This is a genomic window from Nesterenkonia salmonea, from assembly GCF_005771525.1.
GTDB lineage: Bacteria > Actinomycetota > Actinomycetes > Actinomycetales > Micrococcaceae > Nesterenkonia > Nesterenkonia salmonea.
The window spans coordinates 1-18,154 of the sequence record NZ_VAVZ01000039.1 but is presented as its reverse complement, the minus strand read 5'-3'; the positions used below and the strand labels follow the sequence as shown (position 1 = coordinate 18,154).

At 61.7% G+C, this 18,154-nt stretch carries 18 protein-coding genes; 5 read left to right on the top strand and 13 right to left on the bottom strand.

Annotated features, from left to right (window positions below; translation table 11 throughout):
- Window positions 1–16 precede the first annotated feature (16 nt).
- The 3 genes from FEF26_RS12690 to FEF26_RS12680 are packed head-to-tail and all read right to left on the bottom strand — an operon-like array spanning window position 17 to window position 2,916.
- Window positions 17–1,552, bottom strand: a complete 1,536-nt coding sequence (locus tag FEF26_RS12690; protein ID WP_138253911.1) for a tyrosine-type recombinase/integrase — start codon at window positions 1,550–1,552, stop codon at window positions 17–19.
- Between the two features lie 34 nt (window positions 1,553–1,586).
- Window positions 1,587–2,144, bottom strand: coding sequence for an anti-phage DNA glycosylase Brig1 (gene brig1, locus FEF26_RS12685; protein ID WP_138253910.1), 558 nt, complete (start codon window positions 2,142–2,144; stop codon window positions 1,587–1,589).
- Between the two features lie 4 nt (window positions 2,145–2,148).
- Window positions 2,149–2,916 (bottom strand): YwaF family protein, encoded by a 768-nt coding sequence (locus tag FEF26_RS12680; protein ID WP_138253909.1) that lies wholly within the window; start codon window positions 2,914–2,916, stop codon window positions 2,149–2,151.
- Between the two features lie 247 nt (window positions 2,917–3,163).
- Here FEF26_RS12680 and FEF26_RS12675 point away from each other — a divergent pair, with 247 nt between their 5' ends.
- Together FEF26_RS12675 and FEF26_RS16280 are read left to right on the top strand one after the other, a co-directional pair.
- Window positions 3,164–3,892, top strand: coding sequence for a hypothetical protein (locus FEF26_RS12675; RefSeq protein WP_138253908.1), 729 nt, complete (start codon window positions 3,164–3,166; stop codon window positions 3,890–3,892).
- A gap of 76 nt (window positions 3,893–3,968) precedes the next feature.
- Entirely contained in the window at window positions 3,969–4,265 is a 297-nt protein-coding gene (locus FEF26_RS16280; protein ID WP_138253907.1) for a YciI family protein, read from the top strand.
- 713 nt (window positions 4,266–4,978) lie between these two features.
- Here the strand turns inward: FEF26_RS16280 and FEF26_RS12665 are convergent.
- A complete protein-coding gene (locus tag FEF26_RS12665; RefSeq protein WP_138253906.1) occupies window positions 4,979–6,763 on the bottom strand; it encodes a helix-turn-helix domain-containing protein in 1,785 nt (594 codons plus the stop codon).
- A 116-nt stretch (window positions 6,764–6,879) separates the two neighbouring features.
- Between FEF26_RS12665 and FEF26_RS12660 the strand changes: the two genes are divergently transcribed.
- From FEF26_RS12660 to FEF26_RS12650, 3 genes are read left to right on the top strand one after another with little or no spacing between them, the layout of a single operon-like run.
- The gene (locus FEF26_RS12660; protein WP_138253921.1) at window positions 6,880–7,683 is read left to right on the top strand and encodes an N-acyl homoserine lactonase family protein; all 804 of its coding nucleotides are present in this window, start codon (window positions 6,880–6,882) and stop codon (window positions 7,681–7,683) included.
- Window positions 7,684–7,690: 7 nt separating this feature from the next.
- Window positions 7,691–8,149 (top strand): zinc ribbon domain-containing protein, encoded by a 459-nt coding sequence (locus FEF26_RS12655; protein WP_208012924.1) that lies wholly within the window; start codon window positions 7,691–7,693, stop codon window positions 8,147–8,149.
- Window positions 8,146–9,249 (top strand): alcohol dehydrogenase catalytic domain-containing protein, encoded by a 1,104-nt coding sequence (locus FEF26_RS12650; RefSeq protein ID WP_138253905.1) that lies wholly within the window; start codon window positions 8,146–8,148, stop codon window positions 9,247–9,249. Before FEF26_RS12655 ends, FEF26_RS12650 begins: the two co-directional genes overlap by 4 nt.
- Before the next feature lie 16 nt (window positions 9,250–9,265).
- Here FEF26_RS12650 and FEF26_RS12645 read toward each other — a convergent pair whose 3' ends face one another.
- The 9 genes from FEF26_RS12645 to FEF26_RS12610 are packed head-to-tail and all read right to left on the bottom strand — an operon-like array spanning window position 9,266 to window position 17,991.
- Window positions 9,266–9,892 carry a trimeric intracellular cation channel family protein gene (locus tag FEF26_RS12645; protein ID WP_138253904.1) on the bottom strand — a complete coding sequence of 209 codons (627 nt, stop codon included), beginning with the start codon at window positions 9,890–9,892 and terminating at the stop codon, window positions 9,266–9,268.
- A gap of 28 nt (window positions 9,893–9,920) precedes the next feature.
- A complete protein-coding gene (gene xerD / locus FEF26_RS12640) occupies window positions 9,921–10,877 on the bottom strand; it encodes a site-specific tyrosine recombinase XerD (protein ID WP_138253903.1) in 957 nt (318 codons plus the stop codon).
- Window positions 10,878–10,928: 51 nt separating this feature from the next.
- Window positions 10,929–12,614, bottom strand: a complete 1,686-nt coding sequence (locus tag FEF26_RS12635) for a CTP synthase (protein ID WP_138253902.1) — start codon at window positions 12,612–12,614, stop codon at window positions 10,929–10,931.
- Between the two features lie 18 nt (window positions 12,615–12,632).
- Complete coding sequence (recN, locus tag FEF26_RS12630) at window positions 12,633–14,399, bottom strand: DNA repair protein RecN (RefSeq protein ID WP_138253901.1); 1,767 nt, start codon at window positions 14,397–14,399, stop codon at window positions 12,633–12,635.
- A 7-nt stretch (window positions 14,400–14,406) separates the two neighbouring features.
- A complete protein-coding gene (locus tag FEF26_RS12625; protein WP_138253900.1) occupies window positions 14,407–15,357 on the bottom strand; it encodes an NAD kinase in 951 nt (316 codons plus the stop codon).
- 19 nt (window positions 15,358–15,376) lie between these two features.
- Window positions 15,377–16,198 carry a TlyA family RNA methyltransferase gene (locus tag FEF26_RS12620; RefSeq protein WP_138253899.1) on the bottom strand — a complete coding sequence of 274 codons (822 nt, stop codon included), beginning with the start codon at window positions 16,196–16,198 and terminating at the stop codon, window positions 15,377–15,379.
- A 7-nt stretch (window positions 16,199–16,205) separates the two neighbouring features.
- Window positions 16,206–16,364, bottom strand: coding sequence for a hypothetical protein (locus FEF26_RS15775; protein ID WP_166433030.1), 159 nt, complete (start codon window positions 16,362–16,364; stop codon window positions 16,206–16,208).
- Complete coding sequence (locus FEF26_RS12615) at window positions 16,361–17,173, bottom strand: HAD-IIA family hydrolase (protein ID WP_138253898.1); 813 nt, start codon at window positions 17,171–17,173, stop codon at window positions 16,361–16,363. Before FEF26_RS12615 ends, FEF26_RS15775 begins: the two co-directional genes overlap by 4 nt.
- The gene (locus FEF26_RS12610) at window positions 17,164–17,991 is read right to left on the bottom strand and encodes a tetratricopeptide repeat protein (RefSeq protein ID WP_138253897.1); all 828 of its coding nucleotides are present in this window, start codon (window positions 17,989–17,991) and stop codon (window positions 17,164–17,166) included. The genes FEF26_RS12615 and FEF26_RS12610 overlap by 10 nt, the downstream gene beginning before the upstream one ends.
- Between the last annotated feature and the right edge of the window lie 163 nt (window positions 17,992–18,154).

Genomic DNA, 18,154 nt, shown 5'->3' with positions numbered 1-18,154 from the left:
GACCAAACTCGTGTGGTTAGTAATCTCCGTGCGCAACGTCTACTCCCGCCGCGTCTATGACCCGATCATCCCCGGCGGAGAGTGCTGAGAGGGCTTCATCAATAACCATCGGTGCATCGTTCGCCGCCGTTAGAAACCATTCCCACTCCAGCGCTAGCACGGGCGCAAGGTAGTGAGTACGCGTTGTTTCCAAGCTGGCGTGGCCCAGTAAGTTCTGCACCCGCAGCCAGATATTTTGTTCACGCACTAACCTATTGAACGTCCTCCGCGTGAAGCCTCCTCCTAGCTCCATTCGCGCACCCAACGCGAACACATAGAGGGCAAATGAGTGGCGCAGCATATGAGGGTGGACGTTTATGCGCGTGTCGTCCTCGATGAGCAGCCCATTTTCAGGGATAAACCCGGGATCTTTCGCAGTCCTTCGGGATGCAGCGCGGAATATTCCGTTCCAGGCCTGATCAGATAGCGGCAGTCCGCCATGCGCCAGCCAGAGAGCCAGGGGATTCCTGGCTCCATGGGCGTCCAGTGCATACGAACGGGTACGTTCTGCGCGGGTCAACTTATCTAGTGACCGCCACCCCGACTCGCCCTTTGCCGGACGCTCGACCAGGACTCTTGAGACTATGCCTCCCAACCGCTCCATACGCTTGATGATAAGCGGATCGGGATCGTGTTCGTAAATACCACTAGCCTTACCGAACGCGACTTCCACCTCCCGTGCACCAGATATGTAGGTCTCAAGTGTCTGCAGCACACGCCGATCGAGATAGAAAATTCTGCCCCGTTGCGGGGAGCCTTTTGCCAGCGAGGCAGGGACCCGCCCACGCACCAAATGGGGAGTGAATTTCGCGGAAGGAATCTCTAGGGTAAGTAACCCAGCTCCTTCCGCCCGACGCATCCCTGTGTGGTACAGCAGGTCAGCGAAAGCCGCGTTCCGCTCTCTCATCACTAAGAGATCCTCCCGTTCAGCCCCGAGGCCCAACAATCCTTCATACCTCCAACGCTGATACGCCCGACGAGTCAACCAGTTTGCATCGGAACGCAGCTGCCCACGCGTTGCATTTATGACCCCAGGAGGCACCGGATTCCCTGCAACTAGCTTCATACCAACAGCCACGTCATATAAACCCCGCAAGGCAGTCAGGTTACGAGCCATCGTCCTGGGATCCACACCGAGCTGCACACCACCATGGCGGCGCACTGGCGTCGCGTAGAGTCGCCATTCAATATAAGAGTTGATGCCCTCACGGTCGAGCATTAGCCAATCCACGCCCGGCCCTAGGAAGCAAAAAAACGCCGCGACGTCGGATGCGTAACTGGACGCGGTGTGTCTAGAGCGAAATGCTCGCGCCCATTCAACGACGGGCCGGCAAATCAACCCATCAGCAGTTACTGGGATATAGAACGGAAAATCTCGGCGGCGCCATTCAGGAACCGAACGGAGAGCCTCGTCCAGCCAACCTGGCGGTTCGGCCATGGTTCCGATAACTTCCGGGCGTACTTCAAGAACTCGAGCCAGATTCGGTGGTGATTCACTTGTGTCAACAGTCACATCGTGAGCCTAGCCGAGACTCAACACTTTTCAGTTAACACATAACGGCGAAGATGTGCGCGACATCGATTTCCCCGAGGGGCCCGAAGACGAATCGATGAAGCAAGTCTGGATCCGGGTCAATAGTTGCCGAGACTCGCTTCGAGTGGAAGGGATAGAGCTCTAGGTAGAGCAGCGCGTTAGCCTGAATGTCCTCATTCTTATGTAGTCGGCGCGCGAATTTCAGCCGGTTTCGGTGATACCTGTTCTTGCCTTTGACTGATTCCCACGCTTGGCTGGTGTAAGGCGAGGTCGCTGCCCATTGGCTGTATTTGGAGCCTGCGATCTCCCGTGTGAAAAGACCCTCCTGGCCCTGGAATTCAATCGCTGCTGCTCCGGGGTTAAGGCCCAACATGACGAGGGCCGGGGTAGAGCGGCCCGCGAGTGGGCCTATGTATGGCTCTAGGAACGCAGAAAGTTCGACGGCACCCGCTCCCTGGCCCTTGTACGCACTCATCCAGCGATGCAACTTGGGGCCTAGGTCGTGTTCGCCACAAACCCACCGTCCGATCTCTTCGTCCCAGAACGCAACAGCATCTTCTCGAGAGCTCATCAGCTCATGTTACTGACCCGCTAGACGGAGATTCCCGGGCTGCGCCCTGCTTGAATCTCCGCCGCGTCCAGGGCCATGTCATGAGCGCCCACAGGCAACCTGCGATGACAGCTAGCCACAGCACGTAGATGGGCCAAGGCCCCATGAGGTCGAGCAGCGAGGCACCTTCAGGGTGGTGATTGAGGAATGCGTAGTTCGTCCCGAGCAGGCCGTTGGCTGCCATTGCGAAAGCAGCCCACACCACTGCTGCACCATAAGCAACCCGGAAGTCCCACCATCCGGGGCGATATCCCACACCCCAAATTAACGCTAGCGGGACGAGAAGCACCGCGATGTGGAGGCCCCAATAGAAGAAGAAGCTCAGTGACGGCCCGATAAGCATATTCGGATGGGGCGTCAGCAGGGCTTGGGGGTTCAGTGTCAGTCCCCAAAAATAGGAGATAGCGATCGCCCAGCGTGACCTGGTGATCAGCGCAATGGCCGCGATGAATCGCAGCGCGTCAGAGAAGTGCAGCGGTAGAGAATTCTCTACATCCCAGTTCTGCGGTAGCAGGAACCAGACCATCCTCCAGAGTGATACCCCCAGCAGAGCCCACCCGGCGATGCTGATGGCGTAGGCTTCCAAATCGGTGCCGCGAATCCGACGCACACCCCATAGGGTCAGAACGCTGAGCAGGGCCGTCAGCCCGAGCAGGCTGAGGTGGACCCCTCCGAAAATCTCGGGGGCCTGAGCGGAGGCGGTCACCGGGGTCACGCACACCAGTGTAGGCATCCAACTCCTTGTCAGCTTCTTCTAGTCACTATGGTCGTCGAGAAATTTATGCGTACGAGCCAACGCCGTTTGCCCTTCGCAGTTATCGAGGTCGAACTGGTGCTCGTGGGGACGCGCTGGTACATGGTCATCAGGCCAGAAGAGTAGCGAACGGCAATCGACATCCTGGGATCGCGTGACATCTCCATGAGGCTGCGTGGCGCGATCCCCTTGGGCGCGACTTTCAGAGACTGCATAGGATGGTGCAATGAATAGGCCCGTCCTGAAACTTACAGTATTTGCTACTGCCTCTGCACTCGCACTTGTCGGTTGCATTCCTTCCTTCGAGGCTGATTCCCCCGAATCCGAGAATCCCACCACCACGCAGTCCCCCTCAGACAGTCCTGCGCCCACGGAGGCTTCCGGAGCTCCAACTCCAGAAGAGACATCGACCGCAACTGAAGGTACCGATACCTCAGATAATGAGGACGGCGACTTAGATGAGCAAGATGGCGTGCGCACCAACTCCTTCAACGCTATGCCAGCCGAACTCGGCGACATGAGACTGACGAACTCACAGTCCAACCCTGCCGAGCACACTATCCATCGGGACTACATGGCAGCGGATGAGCAGAGCCGCATGATATTCCTGGCCTACATTCCCAGTGCTGAGGACGGCGGCTATGCACCCGTTTCGAGCGCTTCCGATTCCGGCTTCCGCACCGCCGTCGACAGCGCCCAACACTATTTCGAAGAAGACGGGTTCGAGATTTTCGAGCGCTCGGCGGCCACGGGCGGTTACGACTGGGAGTGCTTCGAAGCCCTACAGACCCAAACCGGCAACATTGACCACAGCTTCTGCTTGACCACCGGTTATGGCCGAGTGCTCGAACTACAGCGCCTCGCGATGCATAATCCCGACGAAGAGGCGCGCAACAGCCACATGGATGCCCTACTGGAAGAGGTCACTTCAGCGCTGGCGGACATCGGCTCCTAGTCAGGGTTCCGCCATCACATTACCCCTCTTACTGATTGCAATCTGCCATCACTTATGATGCACTCAATGCGATTGCATACTGCAACCACTTCGCGGGGGTTCTCGCCGAGCCTATTCACGAAAGGTCGACGATCATGCGCATGCGCACGATGAGCAGCTGGCTAAACGCGGGTCGCGAATCGGACGTGCAGGGAAGCCAGTGCAGGTCCGCAATCCTGAGGGACGAGTTGTTCAGCGCGAAGACAACGCCCTTATGAAAGCTGAGCTGCCTGTGGCAGGCTTCATGATCCTCGAGGCAGAGGATCTTGATCACGCTATCGCCCTCGCCGCAGATACTCCCTGCGCGGTCGCGTATGGAGTCGTCGAGGTGTGACCACTTAATTCTCAGCCAACCGGGATGATCTACTCTGCTTCGGGACGTTCAAGTCCCGCGTGGCATCGACAGGGATGTGGGGCGGCGTCGTAGACACTCACCAGTACTCACGCAACCTTGACCCGAAGCCATTGGATTTCGCCGGCGCGCTCGGAAGCTACTATTCCCTCGGGGTTTCGATGCAGTAGCTGCGCAGTTCTACGATCTTCGCAGCCTTAGAGGTGCTGGCGAACCGAAGAGCGTGACTGAAATCGACGTCTCCCGCCAGCACTCATGAAGCCGTCGCATGAAGCGAGCCGCCCGTGGGTGACAATCGACGTGACTGTCACCAGGTCGGGCGAAAGAGCAGGACGCACCTTTTGTGCAGCTTCTGGACCAGTGAAAGTACCTGCGCCAATGAGTGTCCAATTCGCTTCCACGGCAAACAATTCTGAAACTGCGTCTGTGTTGCCTTTAGCCCAGTTGACGGCGAAGTCACCCACGATGGTGATACGCGGTGCGTTGCCGCAGTCCGCCGGAAGCTCTACCTCCATGAGTGCTCCTATCGCTTTTCATCGCTACTGCCATCGTAGCGATCCTGCAGACTTCACGTGATCCACATAAACCCACACTACGATCGGCAACAGCTCCAGCGATACAAAACCAGGCTTGGACGAGAGTCCGGAATTCTGGGGGCCGAACCGTTCAGCGCGAAGACGGCGCCTTCATGGGCGTCAGTCGAAGCGCTCTAACAGGCCTCGCCTGCTCAAGCGCCACAGCTGTAGTGCAGTCTGCACGTGCAACTGCTCAGCCGGATTGCGCCACTGTGTGCCGAGCAAGCTGTCGATGCGCTCAAGACGCTGGCGCACGGTGTTCGGGTGCACTCGCATCGCGGTGGCCGTCGTCTTGAGCGCGCCGCCGGCCGCGAAAAACTCATGCAGAGTCTCCGCGAGCTCAGTGCCCCGCGAATTGTCGTATGTGAGTACTGGTCCGAGAGCGCGCTCGACGATGGCCCTCGCGGTGACACCGCTGCGGTCGTGCACGAGCGCGCCAACCACTCCCAAGGCTGCGATGTCGGCGAACCCACTCTCCCAGCCGACCGCACGCGCCGCATCCGCCAGTTCGACCGCCTCAGCGTGCGCACGCCGCACGCCGCGAACGCCTCCTGCAGATGCGTGGGCAGCCCCAACAATGGCGCGTACGCCCGCAAGCTCGAGGTTGTGGGCGATTGACGCGCCGACCTCATGAGCGGACTCCGCGTTCACCAGCACGCACAGGTGTGAGTCATGCGCCGACAGCAATGCGCCTCTTCCACCCAACGCCACCCGGGTCATCCTGACCGTCTCGCCGCGCGCCTCACCAGCGAAGTCGATCACGAGTGCCGCAGTCGCACCATCAAGTCTCAGGCCGTGAGCGGCCACACGGGATGCGGTGCTGGGACGCACGGCGGCTCTACTGTCGATGAGTTCCTCTACGAGCGAGATCTGCTCGAGCTCGACCTCGACGGCCGCCGTGCGGCCAAGCAGGACCATCACGGCAATGAAAGGCGCCGCGTGCGAGAGCGCCGCGAGCGCTTCCGCGCTGGAGTCCTGCACCACAAGCGTGCTGAGATGGTCACTCGCGGCGGCCACCGCCATGACTCCGCATTCCCCCGGCTCGAGGCGGGCGACCGCGGCCCCGCCACCTGAAAGCGAGGTATCGATCGCCGAGCGCAACCACCACGAGGGGCGATCCTCTTCGTGAACGACATCTCGACCTAGTAAGAGGCGCCCGGTGGGGTCGTAGAGCGCCACGGGTTCGTCGAGCGATTCCTCAAGCACCGAGAATACCGCGGCGACTTCATGTGAGGCCCCGACCATCGCTCCCATGAGACGTTCATCGAGACGCACGAGGTCCTCCAGACGACGCCGCTCAGCAGATTCACCGGTATCTCGAACACGGAGCTCCCCGCGCAGTCGCGTAATCTCTTCACTGCGACGCGCTTGGTCTAGGGCGACCGCCGCGTGCACGGCGAACTGCTCGAGGGCTTCCCTGGCGCGCGCTCCCAGTCCCCGTGGTGCCCGATGCGCCACGAGAAAGGCACCCACGACCCTTCCGCCGACGCGCATAGGCGCGCCCGCGATCGCGCGGACACCCTCACGCTCCACGATCCGGTCAATCTCGGGAAGACGCAGCAGCGTCTCGTCTGCGAGATAATCCTGCGTAAGCACCAACTTTCCGCCGGCGGCGGCCGCGCCCAGAACGCCTGTGCCGAAGGGCATCCGGATCGTCGCATAGCTCTCAGTCCGCACGCCGTCGGTGAGGGCTATGTAGGTCTCCCCCTCAGCTAGGTCATTGAGGCTGACATATGCCATATCAGCGCCCAGCAGCAGCCGCGCGCGGCGCAGCATCGCCGCCAGAAGCGCCTCTCGGTCGCCGACGTTGGCGAGGTCGAGCGACATTTCTGAGATCGCGCTCAGCAGCTCCGCCGTCTCCGGTTCCGAAAACAACTCCTCCACGTCGGGAAAGCTCGCTGTCATGGCTCTACGCTACACTGACCGACGGCAAATATGGCGTGCATCACCATATTGTCGTGTCGTGGAGACGGGAACACTGGTTTTAAGTCCACGACATCAAGGAGGCCACCGTGACTGACATGAAGGTTCACATCCTGTCCACCGGAACTATGCAAGCCGACCTGACCTGGCTGCTGCTCAAGGGCGGCCGCACGATCCGTAGCCGGCATCAGAAGAATGACCCTGTGGTCTGGGAAGACGTGCCGACCCACGCCGTACTCATCGAGCACCCCGAGGGGAACATCCTGTGGGATACCGGCGTGCCTCGCGACTGGGAGCAGCGCTGGGCGCCCACCGGTTTCCACGACTTCTTCCCCGTTACTGAAGAGGCGGACGGCCCTGGCTACCTCGACACTTCGCTCGCTCAGCTCGAGATGACGACAGACGACATCGACACCTTGATCCTGTCGCACCTCCACTTCGACCATGCGGCCAACGCCAAGATGTTCGACCCCAAGAAAACGCGCATCATCGCCAACGATAAGGAGATCGACGGCGCAAGCAAGATCGAAGGCTACTCGGCCGGCGCGCACATCGTTGACGACTACAAGGGCCTCGAGATGGAGGCGATATCCGGTGACGCAGAGATCGTTCCAGGCGTCAGCGTCATCGAAACCCCGGGGCACACCTGGGGCACGATGTCCCTGCGGGTAGACCTCCCCGAATCCGGCACGAAGATCTTCACCTCCGACGCCGTCTACCTCTCTGAAAGCTACGGCCCGCCCGCCGTTGGAGCCGGCATCGTGTGGAACAACCTCGCCTGGCTCGAGTCGGTCGAGAAGCTGCGCCGCATTCAGGAGCAGACCGGGGCCGAGATGATATTCGGCCACGACGCCGAGCAGAAGAAGGGGCTCACATTTGCCCCCGACGGATACTACAAGTGAGGTCAGGATGATCCTTTACGACTTCGGCTGCGAACAAGGGCACGTCTTCGAGGCGAGCTTGGAATCCATGTTCGACAACGACCCAGCCTGCCTTAGATGCGGCGGCGCGACACGACGGCGCCCAAGCCGAGTGAACATCGGAGGCGCCGCAGATGCCGGCCCCTCACGCGAGCAAATGCCGCAGAGCTGGCGGGCGACCCACGGTGGCGACCCCGACACCGTGCGCCACTGGCACCGGCTCGCCGAAAAGAGAGAGAAGCTCGAGGAGCGCCACCCCGAGCTGGCGGGCGACCGCCGACCGGTACTCGCGCACGAAGGCATTTTCCAGGGCGCGCCGCTGCGCGCGGGCGACGACATCGGTGCCGCGGTGCACGACCGCCTAGCATCGGGCGCGCGACCTCACTCGCACGTCGTCGCCTCGGACGACCGCAACACGCCTGCGACGAGGAAAGAGAGCACGTTATGAAAATCCGCGGGGCGGTTCTCGAACAGATGGGACGCGCCCGACCCTATGCCAAGTCGACGCCCATCACGATCTCCGAGCTCGACCTAGATCCGCCGCAGGCTGGGGAGGTGCTCGTGCGCATCACGGCGGCCGGGCTCTGCCACTCCGACCTCTCTGTCGTTGACGGCAACCGTGAGCGTCCGGTGCCCATGTTGCTCGGGCATGAGGCTGCGGGTATCGTGGAGGACCTCGGCGAAGGTGTTGATGACCTCGCAGTGGGCGACCAGGTAGTCATGGCGTTCCTGCCTCGCTGCGGAGAATGCGACAACTGCAAAACCAACGGTCGCCTCCCCTGCTCGCCCGGTACGGCGGCCAACAATGAGGGCCGCCTCATGAACGGTCGCCGTCTTACGCGCGACGGCGAGCAGATTCACCACCATCTCGGCGTCTCGGGTTTCGCCACCCACGCGGTTGTTGATCGTCGGTCGGTAACGCCGGTCGGCCTCGATGTCCCGCCTGAGATCGCAGCCGTTCTTGGCTGTGCCGTGCTCACCGGCGGCGGCGCCGTCGTCAACGCCGGAAGGCCGCAGGATGGCGACACCATCATCGTCGTCGGTCTGGGCGGCGTCGGGATGTCGGCGCTCCTCACAGCCGTCTCGCTCGGCAAGGGCGAAGTCATCGGCGTCGACGGTGTCAATGCGAAGCTTGAGAAAGCAAAACAGCTGGGAGCCACGGCGGTCTACACGCCGGAAGAGGCGCTCGATATGGAAGTGAAGGCGCGCGTTGTGATCGAAGCTGCAGGTCATCCGCGCGCGTTCGAGACCGCCGTGAAACTCACAGCCCCCGGGGGATCGACCACCACGGTCGGCCTTCCCTCCCCCACCGCGGAGGCGACGATCTCACCCCTCGGGCTCACTGCGGAGGCGCGCGTGATCCAGGGCAGCTATCTCGGTTCAGCAGTTCCCTCGCGCGATATTCCCACTTACGCCCAGCTGTGGCGGGAAGGCAAACTCCCTATCGAGGAACTCATCTCATCACACACAACACTCGACGACATCAACGAGGCGATGGACAATCTGGCCGACGGCAAAGCGGTGCGGCAGGTCATCCTATTTGACTGACCGACAAGGACGTCATCTACTCTGCTGCGGGCCGCTTACCTGCAAGCGGGATGCGCCAGCCGAAGCGGAGGGAAAGCATGCGTACCCCAAACACCAGGAATGAAATGCCGATACCCATCCAGACGTTGAAGACACCCAACTCCAGAGCAAGCACCGTCAACGCAGCCCCAAAGAGTGCGGGCATTGCGTAAATGCCACGGGGTACAACAATCTGCGGCACCTCATTGGCGACCACGTCACGCAGCGTTCCGCCGCCGACAGCAGTGGTGAGACCCAGCAACGCGCAAGCCACCGGATTAAGACCAGCCTCGAACGCCACAACGGTGCCCGTGAGGCAAAACAGAGAGAGGCCCATTGCGTCGAACGCCAACATTGTCCGGCGCAGCCGGTTCTCATGCAGCAGTCGTGTCGCCACCAGCACAACGGCAACAAGCACCGGCAACAACAACAGTGGATTCGCCAGGGCAACCGGGAGCCCTTGGGAAATCATGACATCGCGAGTCACACCGCCACCTAAACCAGCCAGGCTCGCCAGCAGCAGCGACCCGACCAGGTCGAACTCTTTGCGTGCAGCCAAAAGCGCGCCTGAGACCGCGAACGCGAAAATCCCGAGCAGCTCCAGGGACAGCAGAAGAGCATCCATGTTTGGCCTTTCCTCCAGGAACGAGCGCTCACAACGCCCGCGGATGTGCGGTGAGGTAGGTCTCCTGCAGCGTTTCGGCAGTCACCTTGGTGTAGATCTGCGTGGTAGTCACCGATGCGTGACCAAGCAGTTCCTGTACGGTGCGAATATCTGCACCGGCCTCGAGCATATGCGTCGCGCAGCTATGCCGCAGCGTATGCGGCGACACCTCGGTGGCGATCTCCGCATCCAGCGCAGCCTTCTTCAGCATCTCCCACGCGGACTGGCGGGACAACCGCCCACCCAGCTTGTTGACGAACAACGCCGGAGACATCTTCCTAGCCCGAGCCTTCGCTGTCTCCGTCAAAGCTGGCCGACCCGCGGTGAGGTAGTCACCCAGCGCCTTCTGGGCCATGCGACCCAGTGGCACCATGCGTTGCTTATTGCCCTTACCAGTCACCCTGACCAGGACTAGTCCCTCGTCCCCCGTGGTTTGGAGGGAGTGCACATCATCAACATCCAACGCCACCGCCTCCCCGATACGCGCACCGGTCGCGTAGAGGAACTCCAGCAGAGCCCTGTCGCGCAGACCCAGCGGTTCACTCACGGTCGGGGACTCAACCAGGCGGGTGACCTGGTCCACTGTCAGCGCTTTGGGAAGCGACTGAGTCAGTGTGGGGGCAGCGACGTCGTGGGCGGCGTCGAACCCTGTTCTTCCTTCTTGGGCCCAGTACTTGTGCAGCCCGCGCACCGAGGCGAGCATCCTCGCCACTGAACGTTCCGCCAGCGGTGTGCCCTCATCATTGCCAGTGGTTACTGTCTGGAGGTAGTCGGCAACGTGTCCGGTGTCTACAGCAGCTGGGGTGTCCACTCCCCTGCTGCTGAGATACGCCGCATACCGGGCGAGGTCGCGCTCATAGGAGGACAGGGTGTTGTTGGAGGAACCGCGCTCAATGCGCAGGTGCGCCAAATAGTCGGCGACCTCGGGCCACAGAGCAGAGGACATCGCTGTATCCCGGAACGACCCTGCGTGACCTGATCGGCCGCTCACAGCTGATTAGCCGCGGCGTGCCAGGCCGGCACCGATGAGACCAGCGAACAGCGGGTGCGGGTTCGTGGGTCGGGACTTCAGCTCCGGGTGAGCCTGGGTGGAGACATAGTACGGGTGAACGGCCTTGGGCAGCTCCACGAACTCCACCAGTAGCCCATCAGGGCTGGTGCCGGAGAAAACCAGGCCTGCCTCGGAGAGCTGATCGCGGTAGTCGTTGTTGACCTCATAACGGTGCCGGTGGCGTTCTGAGACCTCAGTGACCCCATAGGCTCCAGCCACCACACTATCTTCTGCAAGTGCGGCGTCGTAGGCCCCCAGGCGCATCGTTCCGCCCAAATCACCTGCACCCTCGACGAAGCTCTTCTGCTCGGCCATAGTGGCGATCACCGGGTACTTGGTGTCCGGGTCGAACTCTGTGGAGTTGGCCTGCGCCATACCCACCACGTTCCGGGCGTACTCCATGACCATGGTCTGCAGCCCGAGGCACAGCCCCAGAGCAGGGACCTTGTTCTCACGGGCGTAGCGCAGTGCGCCGATCTTGCCATCCAGTCCACGGACACCAAACCCACCGGGCACGCAGATCGCGTCCACCCCGGCCAGTGATTTGGCTGCTCCCTCAGGGTCGGCGCACAGGTCAGAGGGCACCCAGCGGATTTTGGTCCGTGCGTGGTGGGCGAAACCACCGGCACGCAAGGCCTCGGAAACAGAAAGGTACGCGTCAGGAAGATCAACGTATTTGCCGACCAGTGCGACCTCCACCTCGTGATCGGGGTGGTGGACCACGCTGAGCAGACTGTTCCATTTGGTCCAGTCGACGTCCTTGAACTTCAGTTCCAGTGCCTGCACCACATAGGCGTCGATGGCCTGCTTGTGGAGGATCTTCGGGATGTCATAGATGCTGGGGGCGTCGGCGCAGTTGATGACGGCATCAGCATCCACGTCACACATGCGTGAAATCTTGCCGCGGATATCGGCAGGAAGCTCCCGGTCGCTGCGCAGCACTATCGCGTCAGGTTGGATGCCCAGGGAGCGCAGCGCCGCTACGGAGTGCTGCGTAGGTTTGGTCTTCAACTCCTGGCTGGGCCCGATGTAGGGCACCAGGGACACATGGAGGAAGAACACATTCTCCCGGCCGATGTCCTGACGGAGCTGCCGAGCAGCTTCCAGGAACGGCTGGGATTCGATATCGCCGACCGTGCCGCCGATTTCGGTGATGATCACATCAGGGGCGTCATCCGATTCGGCTGGCAGACGCATACGCCGTTTGATCTCATCGGTGATATGAGGGATGACCTGAACAGTGTCTCCCAGGTAGTCGCCGCGGCGTTCCTTCTCAATGACCGAGGAGTAGATCTGGCCGGTGGTGACATTGTTGAGTCCGTCGAGGTTCTCATCGAGGAACCGCTCATAGTGACCGATGTCCAGGTCAGTTTCAGCGCCGTCCTCAGTGACGAACACCTCGCCGTGCTGGAAGGGATTCATGGTCCCAGGGTCCACATTGAGATAGGGATCGAGCTTCTGCATGACCACTGAGAGTCCGCGTGCTCGGAGCAGATGGCCCAGCGAAGACGCTGTGAGACCTTTGCCAAGTGAGGACACCACGCCGCCGGTCACAAAGATTTGACGGCTAGTGTCGGGACTGTTCTGATTCCGGGAATTATTTCGCTGCGCCACGGGGTTCAAACCTATCACTGTAGGAGGGTTTTATGGTCATTGCGACGCCGCCGCCTCCTGTGCCGCGGTATCAAGCAGTTCAGCTGCGTGGGCCCGGGCTGAGGAGGAGTCTTCCTGGCCTGCGAGCATGCGGGCCAGTTCGCCGACGCGTTCCTCATGGGCAAGTGCCCGCACATCGGAGGCGGTGACCCCTCCACCGGACTCTGAGGTCTTGTGCACCCGGATGTGATTGTCCGCGTAGGCGGCCACTTGGGGAAGGTGCGTGACCACGATGACCTGCGCGTGCCGGGCCAGGGCCGCCAAGCGTTTGCCGATCTGGACTGCGGCCTTGCCCCCGACCCCGGCATCGACTTCATCGAAGATGAATGTGCCAGCCTTCTGCTGCTCGGCGAGGACAACTTCCAGGGCGAGCATCACCCGGGAGAGCTCACCACCGGAAGCCCCTTTTCCCAGGGGCAGCGGTTCCGCCCCGGAGTGCGGGCTGAGGAGGAAGTCCACCGAGTCCGCGCCATGCCGGCTGAGCTGGTCGGTGGGCTCTACTTGGATAACAATCCGAGCCTGAGGCATCGCCAGTGCAGCAAGTTCGGTCCCGACACCTTCAGCGAGCCGCTGTGCGGCCTCACCCCGAATACGGGTCAGCTCCTGAGCCTGCTCCCAGAGGTGAGCCTCCGCCTGCTGGACGGCGTCGGTGAGCTCTTCAATCCGGTCACTGTCGGAGTGCAGTGTCTCCAACCGTTGACGTGCTTCCTCGGCCCAGACGAGCACATCCGTGACTTCTGGACCGTAGAGCCTGAGCAGCTTGTCGATCTCCGCCCGGCGGGAGTGAATTTCTGCGACGCGTTCTGGGCCGGCATCGTCCAGCCCGGCGGCGTAGATTCCCAGCTGGGACGCCGCATCAGTCAGCAGGGTGGAGACTTCACCAATCTGCCGGGAGATCTCGGCGAGCTCCTGGTCTTGGTCAGTGACGCTCGTCAGCGCTTGAGCGGCACTCTCCAGCAGTTCGGCAGCGTTGGGACCCTGCTCTAGGACTTCGGCTGCGTCGCCTCCAGAGAGCGCCGTTTGGGCGGTACGGGCCGCGTCGCGCAGGGACTCGAGGTTGTCCAACCTCATCGACTCCGCTTTGAGTTTTTCGTCCTCCCCTGGTTGGGGGTCCACGCGGTCAATAGTTTCCAGAGCCCGCTGGAGCTGCTCTGCCTCACGGCGGCGCTCGAGCTCGTTGGCGGTGATGTCCTCCAGCTCCGCTTTCTGCCGTTGAAAGGATTCGAAAGTCTCTTGGTAGTGGGTCAACAGCTGCGCACCCTGCCGACCGGCATAGGTGTCCAGGGCTGCGCGCTGGGCAGAGGCGGTCTTCAGCCGCAGCTGGTCGCTCTGCCCGTGGACGGTAACCAGTTCGGCTCCGACGCCACCCAGCAAAGAGATGGGTACGGCTCGACCGGAGAGTGTTGCGCGGCTGCGGCCTTTGGCGCTGACCGCACGGCCCAATAGGAGCGGCTCGTCGCCTTCCGCTTCGGGCACTGCTTCGCCGGCGTGCTCTGCGTCGTCCATCAACACGCCTGATTCCTGGGCTTTGGCTCGTGCGGGGTGGTCTCTGGGGACGAGGATCTCAGCGTCCACAGCTGCCTTGGCGGCACCGGACCGGACTGTGGAGGCCTCGGCCCTGGCCCCGAGGAGCAGTCCGAAGGCGGTGACCACCATAGTTTTTCCGGCCCCGGTTTCACCGGTGACCACGTTGAACCCGGGTGCTAGCTCAAGTTCGGCGCGTTCGATGACGCCGAGGTCGCTGATGCTCAGATGTTCGATCACCGTGTGCTCAGGCCTCCTTGCCTTTATGCGCCGACTGGAGGGTGTTTGATGCCTCGACAGGTCCCCGCCAGCCAGTGGTGGGGAGGTTGAACTTGTCCACTAGGCGTTGGGAGAACGGGGTTCTGTGGACTCGGGCCAGAAGCACTGGTGTTTCCGAGCGGGTGACTTCGACGCGGGCGCCGGCGGGCAGTTCCATAGAATGGTGGCCGTCGCACCAGAGGATCCCATGTTCGTCGCCGCGAGGCAGCAGTTCGACACCCATGACTGAGACGGGGTCGATCACGAGGGGTCGCGCAAAGAGCGCGTGTGGGGAAATGGGCACCATCACCATGGCTTGAACTTCAGGCCAGACCACGGGGCCTCCAGCGGAGAACGCGTAGGCGGTGGATCCGGTGGGAGTGGCCATCACCACACCGTCACAGCCGAACGCGGACACCGGAGCCCCGTCGATTTCAATGACCAGCTCGATCATGCGCTGACGTGACGCTTTCTCGATGCTTGCTTCGTTGAGTGCCCAGCTGGAGCCCAGATGTTTATCTGCTTGCCAGACCTGAACATCAAGGGTCATACGTTCTTCAACGGTGTAGTTCTGGTCGATGACCCACTGCACAGATTCATCCAGTTGGGTCCGCTCTGATTCGGCCAGGAAGCCGACATGGCCAAGGTTGATGCCCATAAGCGGCAGCTTGGCGTGGCGTACCCTATGGGCTGCGCGCAGGATGGACCCGTCTCCACCGAGCACCATGCCGATTTCACAATCGCGGACACGAACATCCTGGTCGGCTACTGCTACGTCGATGTGGGCCAGCTGGTCTCCGGCTAGAGCGGTGATATCGTCCAGATCCATCTTGAGCATGACGGGGCGGAGCCCTGCCGCGTGGAGGTTGTGGGCCACTGTGACGGCTGCGTCCACCGCCTCACGGCGACCGGTATGGGCTAACACAAGTACCGCTCGCATGCTCCGTCCTCCTGAATCGCTAGTCGCCGAAATCGATCCTGTCCAGGTCGGCTTGCCCCAGCCTATCGTCAGCGTCCGAGTCTGCGGGGGTCGCTGTGGATTGTGCCCACAGAAAGAACTCGGCGTTACCGTCCTGACCTGGCAATGGGGAACGCACGGCTCCCTTGAGCTCCAGCCCGGCCTGTGCCGCCGCCTCGACGACGCCCTCCAGGGATTCGCGGCGCAGCTGCGGGCTGGTGACCACCCCGGTTCGGCTCAGCCGTTCTCTCCCGATCTCAAACTGGGGTTTGACCATCAGCACTAGGTCAGCTCCGTAGGCGGCCTGCGCGGCAAGGGCCGGCACTACCAGCCGGAGGGAGATGAAGGACAAGTCGGCCACGATCACACCAAACGGAGGGCCCAGGTCCCCGGCGCTGACGTAACGGAGATTGATGCCTTCAGCGTTCGTGACATGTGGATGCTCAAGCAGCTGCGGTGCCAGCTGCCCGTGACCAACGTCGGCTGCGACCACGTGGTCTGCGCCGCGACTGAGCAGTACTTGAGTGAATCCGCCGGTGGAGGCTCCAGCGTCCAGACAACGCTGCCCTTGGGGGTCAATCGTGTCGAAAGCCTCCAGAGCTCCCAGGAGCTTATGGGCTGCCCGACTGACCCAGGGGTCATCTTCTGTGACTTCCAACTGTTGATCGGAGCGCACTTTTGTCGCGGCTTTGCGCACGACGACGCCGTCGAGGGTCACATTGCCCGCTTCGATCAATTGGTGTGCCCGGGTGCGGCTGGTGACCAGACTTGCCGCCACCAGGGCTTTATCGAGCCTTTCGGATGCATCGTGTGGATATGACACGGCGGACTCAGCCCGTAGTTGTGGCGCTGGTGCGGTTGGTGTTGCTGGATTGTTCTGTGTGGCGAAGACGTTCCGTAAGACTGCTGTGAAGATTCGCGGCCTCGCGGATCTGTTCTTCAACACGTTCTACGGTCAGCTCATCGGCGGTGTTCTCTGGGCCCGTCATGACTGCCCTGGGGTGGGATTCTCGCCACTGAACAGGTCAGCCAATGTGGAGAGCATGGTGTCTGGTTTTTCATCACCGGTGGCTCGGCGAGCTTCGGCTTCTGTGGTGGCACCTGTCAGCACCAGTGCGGTCGTGAATCCAGCGCGGTTGCCTCCCAGGATGTCTGTGTCCAGGCGGTCTCCGATGACGAGAGGGCTGCTGAGGTTGAGTGCCTCTGCTGCTTGGGCAAACATTTCCGGCTCAGGTTTCCCTGCAGCGCGTGGGCGCTGTCCGGTGGCGAAGCTTATGGCTTCGGCCAGCGCTCCGTTGGCCGGCGCGATGCCACGTTCGCGGGGGACGCTTCGGTCCAGATTGGTGGCGAACCATTGAGCGCCGCGGTTAATGGCATAGGAGGCTTCGGCTAAGTCAGTCCAGCCGATCGTAGGTTCGAACCCTTGGATCACCGCATCGGGGGCATCTTCTGCCGATTCAACGACGGTGTATCCAGCCTGGCGGCATAGTGCTCGAAGAGAGTCGCTGCCGGTGACGAGCACTTTCGCCGGCGCTGGCACGTGACTGCTCATGAGCTTGATGCCGGCAGGCGCCGATCCGTAGACCTGGTCTGCGTGGGCGGGTATCCCAAGTTCGACGAGGTGTTCGGCAATATCTGCCGCCGACCGTGAGGCGTTGTTGGTGACGAAAGCGCACTGGCGTCCTCGTCGGGAGAGTTCAGCCAGGGCCTCGGGGGCGCCTGGAATCGCTTCGGGACCTGCATAGAGCACACCGTCGAGGTCGAAGAGCACACCGTCGTGGTGGTCGATTAGTGCCATGTGCGTCCCTTGTCCGAGTCAGGCTTCTGGGGCAGTACATCCTTCAGCCGCGGTGTGGCCGGCTCTTCGTCCTCATCGTCAAAGTCAAGAATCTCGGGGTCTTCGAACGCTCCGGTACCGAGCGCCTTCTCTGCTACTGAGACCCTGGCGCGCCACTTTTCAGCCTCGTCAGTTCGGCCTAGGGTGTGCAGGACCTCTGCATATGCTGCGAAGAGGCGGGGGCTGAAGGGGTAGGCACGGTTGATATCCAGCTCCGGAACTTCCAATGCTTTGAGCGCGGCTTCAGTGTCGTCCTGATCGAGATACGCCCCGGAGAGCACCATGGCAAGTTCTGCGCGGGCTGAGCCGGTCAGTCGTTGGGCTTCTGGCTCTTGGGTGAGTTCGACAGCTTTGTCGGGTTTTCCGACGCCGCGTAGGCAGTCGGCCATCACGGCAAGGTGGGTGTTGTCTCCACTGATCCTCCGGTAGGTGCGCAACTCACGCAGTGCCTCTGCGTAGTCACCTGCCGCATAGGCGGCCAGTCCTACGGCTTCACGAACTACGGCAAGGCGACCGCCGCGGCGCGAAGCTGCCAGGGCGTGTTCAAAGGCAAGCTGTGGGTCGATCTCCAATAGGCGTCCGGCCATGATGAGGTGCTTGGCGACCCATTTGCGGTTGACGTCTGTCAGCGTACCAAGCTGGCGCGAGGCCTCACGATCAAGCTCTTTGCCTGTGATGTCCTCATCTATTTCCGGTGACCGGTCACGTTCGTCCCTGTTTGAACGGCGAAGATCTCGCGGGTTGCGGCTGGGTCGTTCATATGAACTGTTTTCGTGCATCTGGACCTCTCGTTGTGTCTGCGGAACAGAATACCGGGCATGCAGAAGACCCCCGAGACTCTGCACCATTGCAGAGACCGCGGGGGTCTTCTCTTTATGTTGTGTCCGGCGGTGTCCTACTCTCCCACACCCTCCCGGGTGCAGTACCATCGGCGCTGTGGGT